Here is a 14,887-nt window from a genome sequence, read left to right as displayed (position 1 = left end):
GTTCTTCAGCGGCGAGCTGGTCGGCGACTCCAAGGTGCCGGACATCGCCTGGCTGCGCCGCGACGGCGAGGCGATGACCGACGCCGACTGGAACACCCGATCGGGCATGACGATGACGGTGTTCCTCAACGGCCACGGCATCCCGGAGCGCGACGCCCTCGGCGAGGTGATCACCGACGACTCGTTCCTGCTGCTGTTCAACCCGCTCGGCGAACCGGTGTCGTTCACCCTGCCGCCCGAGGAGTTCGGCCGCACCTGGGAGGTCGTGGTCAACACCGCCGACCCGCTGCTGGCCACCCGGCGCAAGACCGCGCGGGCCGGCAGCCAGGTCGACGTGCTCGGCCACACCCTCGAGGTGCTGCGCTGCCGCTACTGAGTCACGGACCGAGCAGGATCGCGGAACGCAGCGAGTCCGGTTCGGTCCGGCGGTTGACCGTCCGGCCGGTCCGGTCGAGCAGATGGAGCTCACCGCCTGCCGGGACGGTCGACCCGTGCTCCTCGGCGGTTTCCACGCCATCCAGGACGCCGCCGCGGCCGCCGAGTTGTCACCCGGGTCGATGTCTCTCAGCCCGCCGCGAGCAGCCGGGCCAGCTCGGTGCGGGACCGCACGCCGAGCCGGGCGAAGACGTTGCGCAGATGGTGGTCCACCGTGCGCGGACTCAGCTGCAGCTGCTGCGCCACCTCGCGGTTGGTCGCCCCGCCGGCGACCAGCCCGGCGATCCGTTCCTGCTGCGCGGTCAGCGGCGGCCCCGGGGTGGCCGGACCGGCCACGGCCCGCTCCCCCGCCGCCCGCAACTCCCGCGCCGCGTGTGCGGCCCACGGCGCCGCGTCGAGCCGGTGGAAGGTCCCGGCCGCGAGCCGCAGATGGGCCCGTGCCTCGAGGTGGCGACGACGGCGGCGCAGCTGACTGCCGTACAGGAGTTCGGTGTGCGCCCGCGCGAAGCCCTGGTCGTGCCGCCGCAGCGCCTCCCGGAAGTGGTCGTCGGCGGCCACCCCGTCGGTGGTCCGCAATGCCCGGCATCGGGCGCGCAACGCCAGCCAGGCCGCTTCCCCGGTGCGGCCGGCCCACCTGTCGAACGCGTCGATCGGCGGCGCCGCGGCGCCGGCCGCCTCGACCAGATGCGGGACGACGGCCACCCGCAGCACCACCGACCCCCGGCCGGCCGGCGCGGCGACGATCGCGGCGAGCGTGGTCGCGGCATCGGCCGGCCGGCCCTCCACCAGGTCGAGCAGCGCATCCGCCCACGCGCACAGGTCCCGCGCGTCATCCTGCCGGGCGGTCGCCTCGGCCACCCGCCGTTCGGTGCTCGCCCGGTCCCCGACCAGCGCCGCCAGCACCGCGAGCAACGCGAGGTGGGTGTCGGCGAGGTCGAGGCGCCCGGCCCGCCGGGCCGAGGCGGCCCCGTCCAGAGCGGCGTCGGTGGCGGCCGCATGACGACCGGCGGCCATTTCCGCGTACGCGGCGGCCTCCAGAGCAGCCGGCACGAGTACGTGTACGCCCGCGGCCCGCGCCAGCCCGGCCGCCCGGTGCGCGATCTCCGCCCCGCACCGGTCCTGCCCGACGAGCACGCCCGCCATCGCCGCCGGGATGAGCAGGCGCGGATCGTCGACCCGCCCGGCCAGCCGCAGTACCGCCCGGAAGTGGGCGAAGGCCCGGTCGTCCGCGCCCGCCGTCAGGTCCGCGAGGCCGCCGATCTGATGCAGAGCCAGCTCGACGGCGGCCCCGCCCCGCCCGTCGAGCCCGGCCGGCCCGTCGAGCCCGCCCGGCCCGCCCGGCCCGCCCAGCCGGGCCGCCGCCGGGCTGCCGGCTCCGGCCGCCACCTGACGCTCCGCCTGCCGGGCCAGGGCGGTGAACCGGCCGCCGTCCCCGGCGCGGCAGCATGCCTCACCCGCGAGAAGCAGCGCCTCCAGGGCGCCGGCGAGGTCGACCGGCAGCAGCTCGGCGGCCACGTCCAGCAGGGCGTCGCGGGCGGCGAGCGGCGCCCCGCGCAACCGGACCTCGGCCAGCAGGCCCCGCGCGCGGGCCCGCACCTCGACCGGGGCCACCGTGCGGGCGATCCGCCGCGACAGCGTGACCGCGTCCGCCGGCCGCCCGGCCGCCCACGCCGCCCGGGCCGCGCCGAGCAGGGCGGGGCCGAGCAGGGCGGGGCCGGGATCGCCGGTGAGCTCCGCCGCGTACCGCAAAGCCGTCGCCGCCTCCGCGGGCGCCGCACCCGCCGAAGCCTCCCGCAGCTCGCGGGCGAGGGTCTCGTCGGGGGTCGCCGCCACCGCGGCCCGATGCAGCAGGGCGGGCAGCCGGCGCCCCCGGTCCGCGAGAATCCCGGCGAGCGTCAGGTGGGCCGCGCGCCGGTGCCCGATCGGTGCGTCGTGATAGATCACCGCCCGCAGCACCGGTGGCCGGAACCGCACCTGCGCCCCCACCACCTCGACGAGCCCGGCCCGCTCGGCCGCCTCGAGCTCGGCCGGCGGGCCGGGCCGGGCCGACCCGGAGGCGAGGTCGTGCACGTCCACCTGCGGGGGTGCGCAGGCCAGCAGCAGCAGTTCCCGGGTGCGGGGTGGCAGGGCGGCGACGGCGGCCCGCAGCCGGTGGCCCAGGGTGCTCGACGGCGGCAGGGTGACCGGCGGCGGGGCGAACCCGCGGCGCTGCTCGGCGGTGAGGTCCGCGCCCAGCTCGGCGAGCGCGGCCGGGTTGCCGGCGGCGAGGTCGAGCAGCGCGATGGCCACCTCGTCGGCGATGCCGGGAGCCGAGCGCCGCAGCAGCGTGTGGGCGGCCCGGTCGTCGAGGGCGCCCAGGTGGTGGACGGGCAGGCCGGCAGCGGTCCGCCGGCCCGCCGGTGAGTCGAGCGCGGTGGCCAGGAGCGGGACCCCGGCCCGCCGCACGGCCAGCTTGAGCAGCTGCCAGGACGGGAAATCGAGGAGGTCGGCGTCGTCGACCACGCAGACGACCGGGCCCAGGCTCGCCGCCACTGTCCGGAGCAGCGCCCCGATCGACAGGCCGAGTTCCAGGCGGCAGTCGCCCGGGGGCCGGCCCGCCGGCACCCGGACGAGTCCGTCGTACCGCCCGGGCGGCAGCTCCCCCGTGATCGGGCCGAGCAGGCGCTGCAGGCCGGAATACGGCAACCCGGTCTCGTCGGGCAGGCCGTCGGCGGCGAGGACGATCCGGTCCGGCAGCCGTGCGGCGACCGCCCGCAGCACCGTGCTGCGGCCGGATCCGGGCGCCCCCAGGTAGACCAGCCCGCCGCCGCCGGCCGCCGCGGCCGGCCCGCGGGCCAGCGCCTCGGCACGTCCCAGAGGTTCCTGCACCTCAAGTGCATCAACCATGGACCGAGTCTGGCCGCCCGGCCCACCGGCCGAAAGGGACCTTTCACCTGACGAATATTTCCGCCGTATTACAAGGCCGGTGATTTCGCCGATGCGTCCGCCCGCGGCCCGAACCGACACTGACCGTCATCAATCCCCCGACTCCCAGGGAGCGTCCCGGATGAACCCCTTGAAAGCTCGCCGTCTCCTGGCGGCCGCGAGCGCAGCGGTCCTGCTGGCGGTGGCTCCGGCCCCGGCGGCGCAGGCGGCCGACAACCCCTACCAGCGCGGCCCGGCCCCGACGACGACCGCACTCGACGCGGCGCGCGGCCCGTACGCGGTCGCCCAGACGAACGTCTCGTCGCTGGTGAGCGGCTTCGGCGGCGGCGTCATCTACTATCCGACGAGCACCGCCGACGGCACGTTCGGCGCGGTCGCGATCTCCCCCGGCTTCACCGCCACCTGGTCCAGCATCAGCTGGCTGGGCCCGCGGATCGCCTCGCACGGCTTCGTGGTGATCGGCATCGAGACGAACACCCTGCTCGACCAGCCCGCCCAGCGCGGCGACCAGTTGCTGGCCGCCCTCGACTACCTGACCAGGCAGAGCTCGATCCGCTCCCGCGTCGACTCGGCGCGCCTCGCGGTGGCCGGTCACTCGATGGGCGGCGGCGGAACCCTGGAGGCCTCCAGGGACCGGCCCGCCCTACAGGCGGCGGTCCCGCTGGCCCCGTGGAACACCGACAAGACCTGGGGCGACGACCGGGTGCCCACGCTGATCGTCGGCGGTCAGGCCGACACCATCGCCCCGGTGCTCAGCCACTCGATCCCGTTCTACACGACCCTCCCGTCGGCACCCGAGAAGGCCTACCTGGAACTGCGGGGCGCCAGCCACTTCTTCCCGCAGACCGTCGACACCCTCACCGGCCGGATGGCGGTGGCCTGGCTCAAGCGCTTCGTCGACAACGACACCCGCTACGACCAGTTCATCTGCCCCGGCCCCAGCGGCCTGGAAGTCTCCGACTACCGCAACACCTGCCCGCTGTCCTGACCGCGAGCGCCCCCTGCCCGGCCGGACACCCGGCCGGGCAGGGGCGACGCGGCAGCCTCATCTGGCCTTTCTCGTCACCACCCGCTGCAGGACGATGAAGCCGAACAGCAGCAGGCCGATGATGATGCGGGTCCAGGCCGCGTTCAGGTCGCCCTGGAACGTGATGATGGTCTGGATCAGGCCGTAGACCAGCACACCCAGCAGGGAGCCGAAGACGTAGCCGGAGCCGCCGGTCAGCAGCACGCCGCCGATGACGCAGGCGGCGATCGCGTCCAACTCGAGGCCCTGGCCCTGCAGCGCCCAGCCGGAGGTCGAGTTGATGCTGAACAGCACGCCACCCAGGGCCGCGCAGAAGCCGCTGAGGGTGTAGACGGCGATCTTCGTGCGGCCCACCGGCAGACCCATGAGCAGGGCCGAGTCGGCGTTGCCACCGACCGCGTAGACGTTGCGGCCGAACCGGGTCCAGGCCAGCACCAGCGCCGCCAGCAGCACCACGACCACGGCGGTCACCGAGGTGACCTTGGTGACCACGCCGTCGGCGAGGACGATGCGGTACTCGGAGAGGGTCTTCCAGAACTTGTCCCGGATCGGGATCGAGTTCTGGTTGATGAACAGCGCGATGCCGCGGGCCAGGAACAGCCCGGCCAGGGTCGCGATGAACGGTTCCACCTTGAAGAAGTGGATCACCGCACCCATGCCCATGCCGAGCAGCGAGCCGAGCAGCAGCACCAGCGGGAGCACGACCAGCGGCGGCCAGCCGGCGTGCAGCAGGGTGGCGGTCAGCGTGGTGGTCATGGAGATGACCGCGCCGACCGACAGGTCGATGCCACCGGTGATGATCACGAAGGTCATCCCGACGGCGACGACCAGCAGTACGGCGTTGTCGCGGAACAGGTTGACCACGACGCTCGGCTGGCCGAAGTTGTCGTAGTTCGCCACCCCGGTGAAGTACATGACCAGCAGCAGCGTGAGGGTCGCGAGGATCGGGATGTACTTGGTGTTCGGGCGGTACACCCGGCGGCGCGGGTTGGTCGGCGTCGTCTTGTTGGTCGCCGGTGTCATGTCGACGGTGGTCATGCGGGCACCTCCGCCGCGACGGCGGGACGGGACGGCCGGAAGCGTCCGAAGACCTTCTGCCGGAACGTCGCGGACTGGGACAGGCACAGGGCCACCACGATGACGGCCTTGAACAGCAGCGTGGCCTTGCTCGGCACGCCGACGGCGACGACCGTGACCCCCAGGGTCTGGATGAGGACCGCGCCGATCACCGTGCCGGCGATGGAGAACCGGCCGCCGACCAGAGCGGTGCCGCCGATCACGACGGCCAGGATGGCGTCGAGCTCGATCAGGTTGCCGGCCGAGATGCTGTCGGCACTCTTGATGTTGGCGCTGTAGATCAGACCGGCGAGCCCGGCGAAGCCGCCGCACACCACGTAGACCATCACGGTGATGCGTTTGGCGCGGATGCCGGCGAGCCGGCTCGCCGTCGGGCTGCCGCCGACCGACTCCAGCAGCATGCCCAGCGCGGTGCGCCGGGTGAGCAGGGTGACCAGCACGATCGCGGCGACCGCGATCAGGAACGCGATCGGCAGGGCCAGGAAATGACCGGTCGCCATGGCCGCGTACGGGCTGGACTGCACGTTGATGATCTGGCCGTCGGTGATGAGCTGGGCGACACCACGCCCGGCCACCATGAGGATCAGGGTCGCGATGATCGGCTGGATGCCGACCCCGGCCACCAGGGTGCCGTTCCAGAGTCCGAGCAGCAGGGACGCGCCGATCGCCACCGCGACGATGAGCAGCACCGAGCCGATCGCGCTCTGGTCGCCGAGGTGGCTGATGAGCAGGCACGCCACGGCGCCGGAGATCGCCATGACGGAGCCGACCGACAGGTCGATGCCGCCGGTGGCGATGACCAGCGTCATGCCGAGCGCGACCAGCAGCAGCGGCGCGGCACCGCGCAGGATGTCCGGCAGCGTGCCGAACAGGTGTCCGTCGCGAACGGTGATGAACTGGTTGGACGTGAACATGTTCACGACCAGCAGCGCCAACAGGATGACGGCGGGCCAGAACAAGCGGTTCTTCAGGATGGTCATTGCACTGCTCCGCTGGCGATGGTCTGCATGATGCGGTCGGCGTCGACGCCCTCGGTGTTCTCCAGTTCCTCGACCAGGCGGCGGTCGCGGAGCACCTCGATCTTGTGGCTGAGCCGGAGGACCTCCTCGAGCTCGGCGCTGACGAACAGCACCGCCACACCGCCGTCGGACAGCTCGGCGACCAGCTTCTGGATCTCGGCCTTGGCGCCGACGTCGATGCCGCGGGTCGGCTCGTCGATGATCAGCAGGCGCGGCTCGGTGATCAGCCAGCGGGCGAGAAGCACCTTCTGCTGGTTGCCGCCGGAGAGGTTGCGCACCTCGCGCTCCGGGTCGGCCGGCCGGATCTGCAGCGCCTTGATGTATTTGTCGACCAGCTCGTCCTGCTTGCGGCGCGGGATCGGCCGCGTCCAGCCGCGGGCGGCCTGCAGCGCGAGGATGATGTTCTCACGCACGGTCAGCTCGCCGATGATGCCTTCGGTGCGGCGGTTCTCCGAGGAGAACGCGATCCCGTGCTTCATCGCGCTCTGCGGGCTGCGCAGGGACACGTCCTTGCCGTCGATCTTCAGCTCACCGGAGTCGGCGCGGTCCGCGCCGAAGAGCAGACGGGCCAGTTCCGTACGCCCGGAGCCGAGCAACCCGGCCAGGCCGACCACCTCGCCCTCGTGGATGGTGAGGTCGAACGGTGCGATGGCGCCGGTGCGGCCGAGCCCGGTCGCCGACAGGATCGGCTGCGCCCCGGCGGACTTGGTGCGGGTGCGCTGCGCCTTGTCCTCGAGGTCGTCGAGGACGGCGAGCTCCTTGCCGATCATCTTCTCGACCAGCTGCACCTGGGGCAGTTCGGCGGTTTTGTACTCGCCGATCAGCTTGCCGTTGCGCAGCACGGTGAGCCGATCGGAGACCTCGTAGATCTGATCGAGGAAGTGCGAGACGAACAGGATCGCCACGCCCTCGTCCCGGAGCCGCCGCATGATCTTGAACAGCTGTTCCGCCTCGGACGCGTCGAGCGAGGAGGTCGGCTCGTCGAGGATGAGCACCCGTGCGGAGACGTCGACCGCGCGCGCGATCGCGACCATCTGCTGGATCGCGAGCGAGTAGGTGTCGAGCGTGGCCGAGACGTCGAGGTCCAGGTCGAGGCGGGTGAGCAGCTCGGCGGCCCGCTTGCGCATCAGTCCCCACTGGATGCGGCCGAACTTGCGGGGCTCGCGCCCGATGAAGATGTTCTCCGCGACCGACAGGTTGGTGCAGAGGTTGACCTCTTGGTAGACCGTGCTGACGCCGGCCTTCTGCGACTGCAGCGGGCCGGTGAACCGCACCGGTGAACCGCCGAGCGTGATCTCGCCGCCGTCGATGTCGTAGACACCGGTCAGCACCTTGATCAGGGTGGACTTCCCGGCGCCGTTCTCCCCCATCAGGGCGTGGATCTCACCCGGGAAGAGACGGAAGTCGACGCCGTCGAGGGCGACGACGCCGGGGAAGACTTTGCGGATGCCGGTCATCTCGAGAACCGGGCCGCCACCGACGCCGGCCGGCGCGGAAGTCCCGGACAAGGAGAGAGGCTCGCCCATTCGTGCTCCGTTTCACGCCCCGCGGGCCGGCCCCGGGATGAGCCCCGGGGCCGGCCGCGCGAACTAAATCAGTACTGACGGTTGGGGAGCTCGGTCTTGGCCTGCTCCTGGGTGAAGGTCGTCTCCTTGGTGAGGATCCGCTTCTCCGGGGTGCCACCGTCCTTGACCTGCTTGGCGATGTCCATCAGCTGTGGGCCGAGGAGCGGGCTGCACTCAACGATGTAGTTGATCTTGCCCTCGGACAGGGCGGTCATGCCGTCCTTGACCGCGTCCACCGTGATGATCTTGATGTCCTGGCCGGGCTTCTTGCCGGCCGCCTCGATCGCCTCGATGGCGCCGAGACCCATGTCGTCGTTGTGCGCGTAGAGCACGTCGATCTTCGGCGTCGACTGCAGGAAGGTCTCCATCACAGTCTTGCCCTGCGCCCGCGTGAAGTCACCGGTCTGGCTCTTCACGATCTTCAGGTTCGGGTCCGCCGCGATGGTCTCCGCGAAGCCCTTCTGCCGGTCGATCGCCGGCGCCGCACCCGTGGTGCCCTGCAGCTCGACGATGTTGACCGGGCCGCTCTTGCCCTTGTACTGGTCGACCAGCCACTGGCCGGCCTTCTTGCCCTCCTCGATGAAGTCCGAGCCGAGGAACGACACGTACAGCGAGGTGTCCTGCGAGTCGACGGCGCGGTCGGTCAGGATCACCGGGATGTTGGCGTCCTTGGCCTCCTTGAGCACCGCGTCCCAGCCCGAGGTGACCACCGGCGAGAAGGCGATGACGTCGACCTTCTGGGTGATGAAGGACCGGATCGCGGAGATCTGGTTCTCCTGCTTGCCCTGGGCGTCGCTGAACTTCAGCTCGATGCCGGCGGCCTTGGCCGAGTCCTGGATCGACTTGGTGTTCGCGGTGCGCCAGCCACTCTCGGCGCCGACCTGCGAGAAGCCCAGGACGATCTTGCCATCCTTCTTGCCCGAGCCCGACGAGTCGTCACCGCTACTACCGCAGCCGGCCAGAGCCGAACCGAGCAGCACGAAACCGGCCACCGCAACAGACAGCTTTTTGAGCACTACTTCCTCCTTCAGGGCGACCTTCAGCCACCGGCGCGGGGTTTGTGAACGTTAACAGGGAGAGGTTCCCCGCGCCTTCGTCTACTTCAAATAGGGGAACAGCCGTGGTGGAGAGTCGTCCTCCACCACCGAGACCAACCCGGGGCTTACCGACGCCACCGGTACTGCGTTTCGCGAGTGTTACCGTTCTCAACAGGCGAGTCAAGAGGTGATCGCTCTTTGTTACCGGAAGATTGCATCGATGCCTGCCAGCAGGCACTGTCCGATCTGTCCACCCCGTCCATCGATGAACTGTTCGCGCTCACAGGCCTCGACCTGCGCGTTCAACTATCGACCGACCGCGGGACGACACTCGCACGGCCGGCCGGACCCGGCCACGGGCGCAGCCGTTCCGTTGCCGATCCGATACGGACGGAGGCGCTCGATCGATCCTTTCGACCCTGGTCCGGCGCATGCCCTACTTGACGGATCGACGTCAGTCAACCTCTTGAGATCGTTAACAAAGTTACCCATAGATTGACCTCCAAGATCACCTGCCGGAAACAGTACGGATACACCGCCGACACCCTCCCTAACCCGGCAAAACGCACCTTCTTAAGGGTTTAAGCACGTCAGCAAGGCGTGCCGTGAATGTCACGAACAGATAACGGGCCGTCCCCCGGCCCTTGACAGCAAGACGACGGGGCAAGCATGTTTGCGTTCACAATCCGGCCCACCCCGTGAGACCTTGCGCGATCCTGACGCTCGCTCCGCTCGGTCATGACGCGGGCCCCACCGTCGAAGGGACCGCCCATGAAGGCCCGTCCGCGCCACGCAGGACGAGACGAGCCGGGGCGCGCCGGCACGGCCGTAACATGAGCTCGGCTCTCCCGCCGCCGCACCGCGGACCCGTCATGTCGGACGTCGCCGCCCGCGCGGGCGTCTCGCACCAGACCGTCTCGCGGGTGCTCAACGGACACCCGCACGTGTCCGCGACCACCCGCACCCGAGTGCTCGCCGCCATCGCCGAACTCGGCTACCGGCGCAACCTGTCGGCCCGGGTGCTGGCCACCGGCCGGTCCAACGTGGTCGGGGTGGTCGCCCAGAACACCACCCTCTACGGCCCGTCCAGCATGGTGCAGGCGATCGGCGAGGCCGCGCTGAGCGCCGACCTCTCGCTGACCGTCGGGCACGTCGCCGGGTACGACGCCACGGCCGCCTCCCGGCGCATCGTCGAGCGACTCGTCCAGCAGGGCGCGGCCGGGCTGGTCTTCATAGCTCCGGTCGACGCCGCCGGCGAGGCCATGCGCCTGGTGCCGGACGGCGTGCCGATCGTGACCGTCGACGGCCTGCCCGAGTGGCAGTGCGCGAACGTGTCGGTCGACCAGTACACCGGCGGCCTGCTCGCCACCCGCCACCTGCTCGCCGCCGGGCACCGCACGGTCTGGCACGTGGCCGGGCCCGAGCAGTGGCACGGCAGCCGCGCCCGGGAGGACGGATGGCGCGCCGCCCTGGCCGAGGCCGGCGCGATCGCCCCGCCGATGGCCCGGGCCGGCTGGTCGGCCGCCTCCGGCTACCAGTGCGGGCGGATGCTGGCCCGCATCCCGGACTGCACCGCCATCTTCGCGGCCAACGACCACGTCGCTCTCGGCATCATGCGCGCGCTCGCCGAGCAGGGCCGCCGCATCCCCGACGACGTCAGCATCATCGGCTTCGACGACGTGCCCGAGGCGGGCTACTTCCACCCGGCGCTGACCACCATCCGGCAGGAGTTCGCCGACATCGGCCGCCAGGCCCTGCGACTGCTGCTCGACCAGCTGGCCACCGGCGTGAAGTCGGCCGAATCGGCCCTCGTCGAGCCGGTCCTCATCTCCCGAGACACGGTGAAGACGCCGGAAAGGATCCCCGCATGACTCTCGTGATCGGAGTGGACTTCGGCACCCTGTCGGGGCGCGCCGTGGTCGTTCGCGTCAGTGACGGTGCCGAGCTGGGGTCGGCGGTCCACGCGTACACCCACGGGGTGCTCGAACGGCACCTGCCGGGCCGGGCCGACAAGCCGTTGCCCCCGGACTGGGCCCTGCAGGTCCCGCAGGACTACCTCGACGTGCTGCGCCACGCGGTGCCGGAGGCGCTGCGGGCGGCCGGGGCCGATCCGGCCGACGTGATCGGGCTCGCCACCGACTTCACCGCCTGCACCGTCCTGCCCACCACCGCCGACGGGGCGCCGCTGTGCGAGCTCGACGAGTGGCGGGACCGGCCGCACGCGTACATCAAGCTCTGGAAACATCATGCGGCCCAGCCGCAGGCCGACCGCATCACCGAGGTCGCCGCGAAGCGCGGCGAGGCCTGGCTGCCCCGGTACGGGGGTCTGATCAGCTCCGAGTGGGAGTTCGCCAAGGCGCTGCAGGTGCTCGAGGAGGACCCGCAGGTGTGGGCGGCCACCCGGTACTGGGTGGAGGCGGCCGACTGGATCGTGTGGCGGATGACCGGCACCTATCTGCGCAACGCGTGCACCGCCGGTTACAAGGGACAGTTCGTCGACGGTGAATACCCGTCGGCGGCCTACCTGGCCGAGCTGAACCCGGCGTTCGCCGACTTCCCGGCGACCCGCCTGGACGCCCCGATCGGGCAGCTGGGCCAGCCCGCGGGCACCCTGACCGAGGAGGCCGCCGGCTGGATGGGCCTGCCCACAAGCGTCGTCGTCGCGGTCGGCAACGTCGACGCGCACGTGTCGGCGCCGGCCGCGCAGGCGGTCGAGCCCGGTCAGCTCGTGGCGATCATGGGGACCTCGACCTGCCACGTGATGAGCGGCGACGTACTGCGCGAGGTGCCCGGCATGTGCGGGGTGGTCGAGGGCGGCATCGTTCCCGGTCTGTGGGGCTACGAGGCCGGCCAGTCCGGGGTCGGCGACATCTTCGGGTGGTTCGTCGACAACGCCGTCCCGGCCGGGTACGCCGAGGCGGCCGCGGCCGCCGGGCAGAGCGTCCACGAATACCTGAGCGCACTCGCGGCGAGCCGGCCCGTCGGCGCGCACGGGCTGATGGCGCTCGACTGGCATTCCGGCAACCGGTCGCCGCTCGTCGACCACGAGCTGTCCGGGGTGATCGTCGGGCAGACCCTGGCCACCCGGCCCGAGGATCAGTACCGGGCGCTCATCGAGGCGACCGCCTACGGCACCCGGCTGATCATCGAGACCTTCCGCGAGTCCGGGGTCGAGGTCAACGAGCTCATCGTCACCGGCGGCCTGCAGAAGAACCCCCTCGTCATGCAGATCTACGCGGACGTCACCCGGATGCCGATCAGCCTGCTCGACTCCGACCAGGGACCGGCACTGGGCTCGGCACTGCACGCCGCCGTGGCCGCCGGGGCCTACCCGGACATCCGGGCCGCCGCCGCGGCGATGGGCCGGGTGGTCCGCGGTGCCTGGACACCCGACGAGGCCGACGCCGACCGCTACGACGCTCTCTACGCGGAGTACCGCACGCTGGTGGACTACTTCGGACGGCACGGCAACGACGTCATGCGCCGGTTGCGCGGGATCCGACGGGAGGCCCTGCGATGAGGGATCTGCTGCGCGAGGTCCTCGAGGCCAACGTACGCATCGCCACCGCCGGCCTGGCCACGCTCACCTGGGGCAACGTCAGCGGGGTCGACCGCGGGGCGGGCGTCTACGTGATCAAGCCGTCCGGCGTCCCGTACGCCTCGCTGCGGGAGGAGGACCTGGTCACGGTCGAGATCGAGACCGGCCGGGTGGTCGGCGGGTCGCTCAAGCCGTCCGTCGACAGCGAGACCCACCGCATCCTCTACCAGGCCTTCCCCGGCATCGGCGGGATCACCCACACGCACTCCACGCACGCCGTCGCGTTCGCCCAGGCCCGCCGGGAGATCCCGGTCCTCGGCACCACCCACGCCGACAACTTCGACGGCCCGATCCCGGTCACCCGCGATCTGACGCCTGCGGAGTGCGCCGAGAACTACGAGCGCAACACCGGCCTGGTGATCCTCGACGTGCTCGACGGCGACGCCGACTCGGTGCCGGCCGCGCTGGTGGCCAGCCACGGCCCGTTCACCTGGGGGGCCAACGCCACCAAGAGCCTCGAGGCGTCGATCGTCTGCGAGGAGGTGGCCCGGATAGCGATCCACACGCTCGCGCTCAACCCGGCCGCGCAGCCGCCGGAGCACCTGATCCGCCGGCACTACACCCGTAAGCACGGCCCCGGCAGCTACTACGGCAATTCTGCCGGCCCCGCAGCGGAGAACAGCATGTGAACCACTCGGCCGGCCCGCAGCGGAAAACCGAATGAACCGTAATTAAGCAGAGGCAGGGTAAGCATGAACCCATTCGACGGCCGCGAGATCTGGTTCCTCACCGGAAGCCAGGGCCTGTACGGCGAGGACACCCTCGCTCAGGTGGCCGCCCAGTCGCAGCAGGTGGTCGCGCAGCTCGACGGCTCGCCGGACATCCCGGTGCCGATCGTGTGGCGGCCGGTGCTCACCGACGCCGCCGGCATCAAGGCCGTCATGATCGCCGCCAACGCCGACGACCACTGCATCGGGGTGATCGCGTGGATGCACACGTTCTCCCCCGCCAAGATGTGGATCAGCGGCCTCGAGGCGCTGCGCAAGCCCCTGCTGCACCTGCACACGCAGGCCCACCGGGAGCTGCCGTGGGGCACCATCGACATGGACTTCATGAACCTCAACCAGGCCGCGCACGGTGACCGGGAGTTCGGCTACGTGCAGACCCGTCTCGGGGTGGCCCGCACGACGGTGGCCGGGCACGCCTCGGAGCCGCGCACCGCCGCCCGGGTCGGGTCGTGGGCGCGGGCCTCGATGGCCGTCGCCACGATGCGCAACCTGCGGCTCGCCCGGTTCGGCGACAACATGCGGGACGTGGCCGTGACCGAGGGCGACAAGGTCGAGGCCGAGCGGCATTTCGGGGCCTCGGTCAACACGTACGGCGTGAACGATCTGGTCGCGGTCGTCGACGCCGTCCCCGCGAAGGCCATCGACGAGCTGGTCGACGAGTACTTCGAGACCTACGACGTGCTGCCGGAGCTGCACGACGAGCGCCTCGAGGAGCTGCGCTACGGCGCGCGCATCGAGGCCGGGCTGCGGCAGTTCCTGACCGACGGCGGGTTCGGCGCCTTCACCACCAACTTCGAGGACCTCGGCGGGTTGCGCCAGCTGCCCGGCCTCGCGGTCCAGCGGCTGATGGCCGACGGGTACGGCTTCGGCGGCGAGGGCGACTGGAAGACCTCGCTGCTGGTGGCGACCCTGAAGGCGGCCGCCCACGGCCTGCCCGGCGGCACCAGCTTCATGGAGGACTACACCTATCACCTCGGGCCCGGGCCGCAGCGCATTCTCGGCGCCCACATGCTCGAGGTCTGCCCCTCCATCGCCGGCGGGAAACCGACTCTGGAGATCCACCCGTTGGGAATCGGCGGCCGCGAAGATCCCGTTCGGCTGAAATTCTCGGCCGCGCCGGGCCCGGGTGTCGTGGTCGGAATCTGTGACATGGGCGACCGTTTCCGGCTCGTCGCGAACACCATCGACGTGGTGCCGCCGGACGCCGAACTGACCCGGCTCCCGGTCGCCTCGGCGGTCTGGGAACCGCACCCCGACCTGCCCACTTCGGCCGAATGCTGGCTGATGGCGGGCGGTCCGCACCACACCGTACTGAGCACCGCGCTGGACGCCGAAACGGTCGAGCAGTTCGCCGAACTCACCCGTACCGAATTGGTGTTGATCGATGCCGAAAGCACCCCGCGCAAGATTCGCCGAGAGCTGAAGTGGAACGCCACGTATCAGCTGCTGGCGGGCGGACTGCGGTGAGGAGATATC

The 14,887-nt window shown here is 71.3% G+C and carries 11 protein-coding genes and 1 pseudogene; 6 read left to right on the top strand and 6 right to left on the bottom strand.

The genetic code is table 11. The features are described 5' to 3' along the window. Window positions 1-376: pseudogene (locus Afe05nite_RS38270) on the top strand (glycogen debranching enzyme); the annotation flags it as partial. Between the two features lies 1 nt (window position 377). Here the strand turns inward: Afe05nite_RS38270 and Afe05nite_RS44765 are convergent. Together Afe05nite_RS44765 and Afe05nite_RS38265 are read right to left on the bottom strand one after the other, a co-directional pair. Then, window positions 378-512 (bottom strand): hypothetical protein, encoded by a 135-nt coding sequence (locus Afe05nite_RS44765; protein WP_275407546.1) that lies wholly within the window; start codon window positions 510-512, stop codon window positions 378-380. A gap of 52 nt (window positions 513-564) precedes the next feature. Next, window positions 565-3,321, bottom strand: coding sequence for a helix-turn-helix transcriptional regulator (locus Afe05nite_RS38265; RefSeq protein ID WP_203822220.1), 2,757 nt, complete (start codon window positions 3,319-3,321; stop codon window positions 565-567). Between the two features lie 160 nt (window positions 3,322-3,481). Here Afe05nite_RS38265 and Afe05nite_RS38260 point away from each other — a divergent pair, with 160 nt between their 5' ends. Continuing rightward, window positions 3,482-4,348 carry an alpha/beta hydrolase family protein gene (locus Afe05nite_RS38260; RefSeq protein ID WP_203822219.1) on the top strand — a complete coding sequence of 289 codons (867 nt, stop codon included), beginning with the start codon at window positions 3,482-3,484 and terminating at the stop codon, window positions 4,346-4,348. A 57-nt stretch (window positions 4,349-4,405) separates the two neighbouring features. On the opposite strand, the gene yjfF is transcribed toward Afe05nite_RS38260, so the two are convergent. From yjfF to Afe05nite_RS38240, 4 genes are all read right to left on the bottom strand, one after another. Then, window positions 4,406-5,425: a galactofuranose ABC transporter, permease protein YjfF gene (yjfF, locus tag Afe05nite_RS38255; RefSeq protein WP_203822218.1), complete on the bottom strand. Its 1,020-nt coding sequence runs from the start codon at window positions 5,423-5,425 to the stop codon at window positions 4,406-4,408. Further along, the gene (locus Afe05nite_RS38250; protein ID WP_203822217.1) at window positions 5,422-6,444 is read right to left on the bottom strand and encodes an ABC transporter permease; all 1,023 of its coding nucleotides are present in this window, start codon (window positions 6,442-6,444) and stop codon (window positions 5,422-5,424) included. The genes yjfF and Afe05nite_RS38250 overlap by 4 nt, the downstream gene beginning before the upstream one ends. Beyond that, window positions 6,441-7,940 (bottom strand): sugar ABC transporter ATP-binding protein, encoded by a 1,500-nt coding sequence (locus tag Afe05nite_RS38245; protein ID WP_239118511.1) that lies wholly within the window; start codon window positions 7,938-7,940, stop codon window positions 6,441-6,443. Before Afe05nite_RS38245 ends, Afe05nite_RS38250 begins: the two co-directional genes overlap by 4 nt. 137 nt (window positions 7,941-8,077) lie before the next feature. Further along, window positions 8,078-9,064 (bottom strand): ABC transporter substrate-binding protein, encoded by a 987-nt coding sequence (locus Afe05nite_RS38240; protein ID WP_203822215.1) that lies wholly within the window; start codon window positions 9,062-9,064, stop codon window positions 8,078-8,080. Between the two features lie 893 nt (window positions 9,065-9,957). On the opposite strand from Afe05nite_RS38240, the gene Afe05nite_RS38235 reads away from it, so the two are divergent. The 4 genes from Afe05nite_RS38235 to araA all read left to right on the top strand — a co-directional run bounded on the left by Afe05nite_RS38235 (window position 9,958) and on the right by araA (window position 14,878). Then, entirely contained in the window at window positions 9,958-10,956 is a 999-nt protein-coding gene (locus tag Afe05nite_RS38235) for a LacI family DNA-binding transcriptional regulator (RefSeq protein WP_203822214.1), read from the top strand. Further along, window positions 10,953-12,605, top strand: a complete 1,653-nt coding sequence (gene araB, locus Afe05nite_RS38230) for a ribulokinase (RefSeq protein WP_203822213.1) — start codon at window positions 10,953-10,955, stop codon at window positions 12,603-12,605. Before Afe05nite_RS38235 ends, araB begins: the two co-directional genes overlap by 4 nt. Next, the gene (araD, locus tag Afe05nite_RS38225) at window positions 12,602-13,312 is read left to right on the top strand and encodes an L-ribulose-5-phosphate 4-epimerase AraD (protein WP_203822212.1); all 711 of its coding nucleotides are present in this window, start codon (window positions 12,602-12,604) and stop codon (window positions 13,310-13,312) included. The genes araB and araD overlap by 4 nt, the downstream gene beginning before the upstream one ends. Window positions 13,313-13,375: 63 nt before the next feature. Next, entirely contained in the window at window positions 13,376-14,878 is a 1,503-nt protein-coding gene (gene araA, locus Afe05nite_RS38220) for an L-arabinose isomerase (protein WP_203822211.1), read from the top strand. Window positions 14,879-14,887 lie beyond the last annotated feature (9 nt).

The organism is Paractinoplanes ferrugineus, from assembly GCF_016862195.1.
Classification (GTDB): Bacteria; Actinomycetota; Actinomycetes; order Mycobacteriales; family Micromonosporaceae; genus Actinoplanes; species Actinoplanes ferrugineus.
The sequence above is the reverse complement of the archived record's forward strand: the minus strand, read 5'-3'. Positions and strand labels throughout refer to the sequence as shown.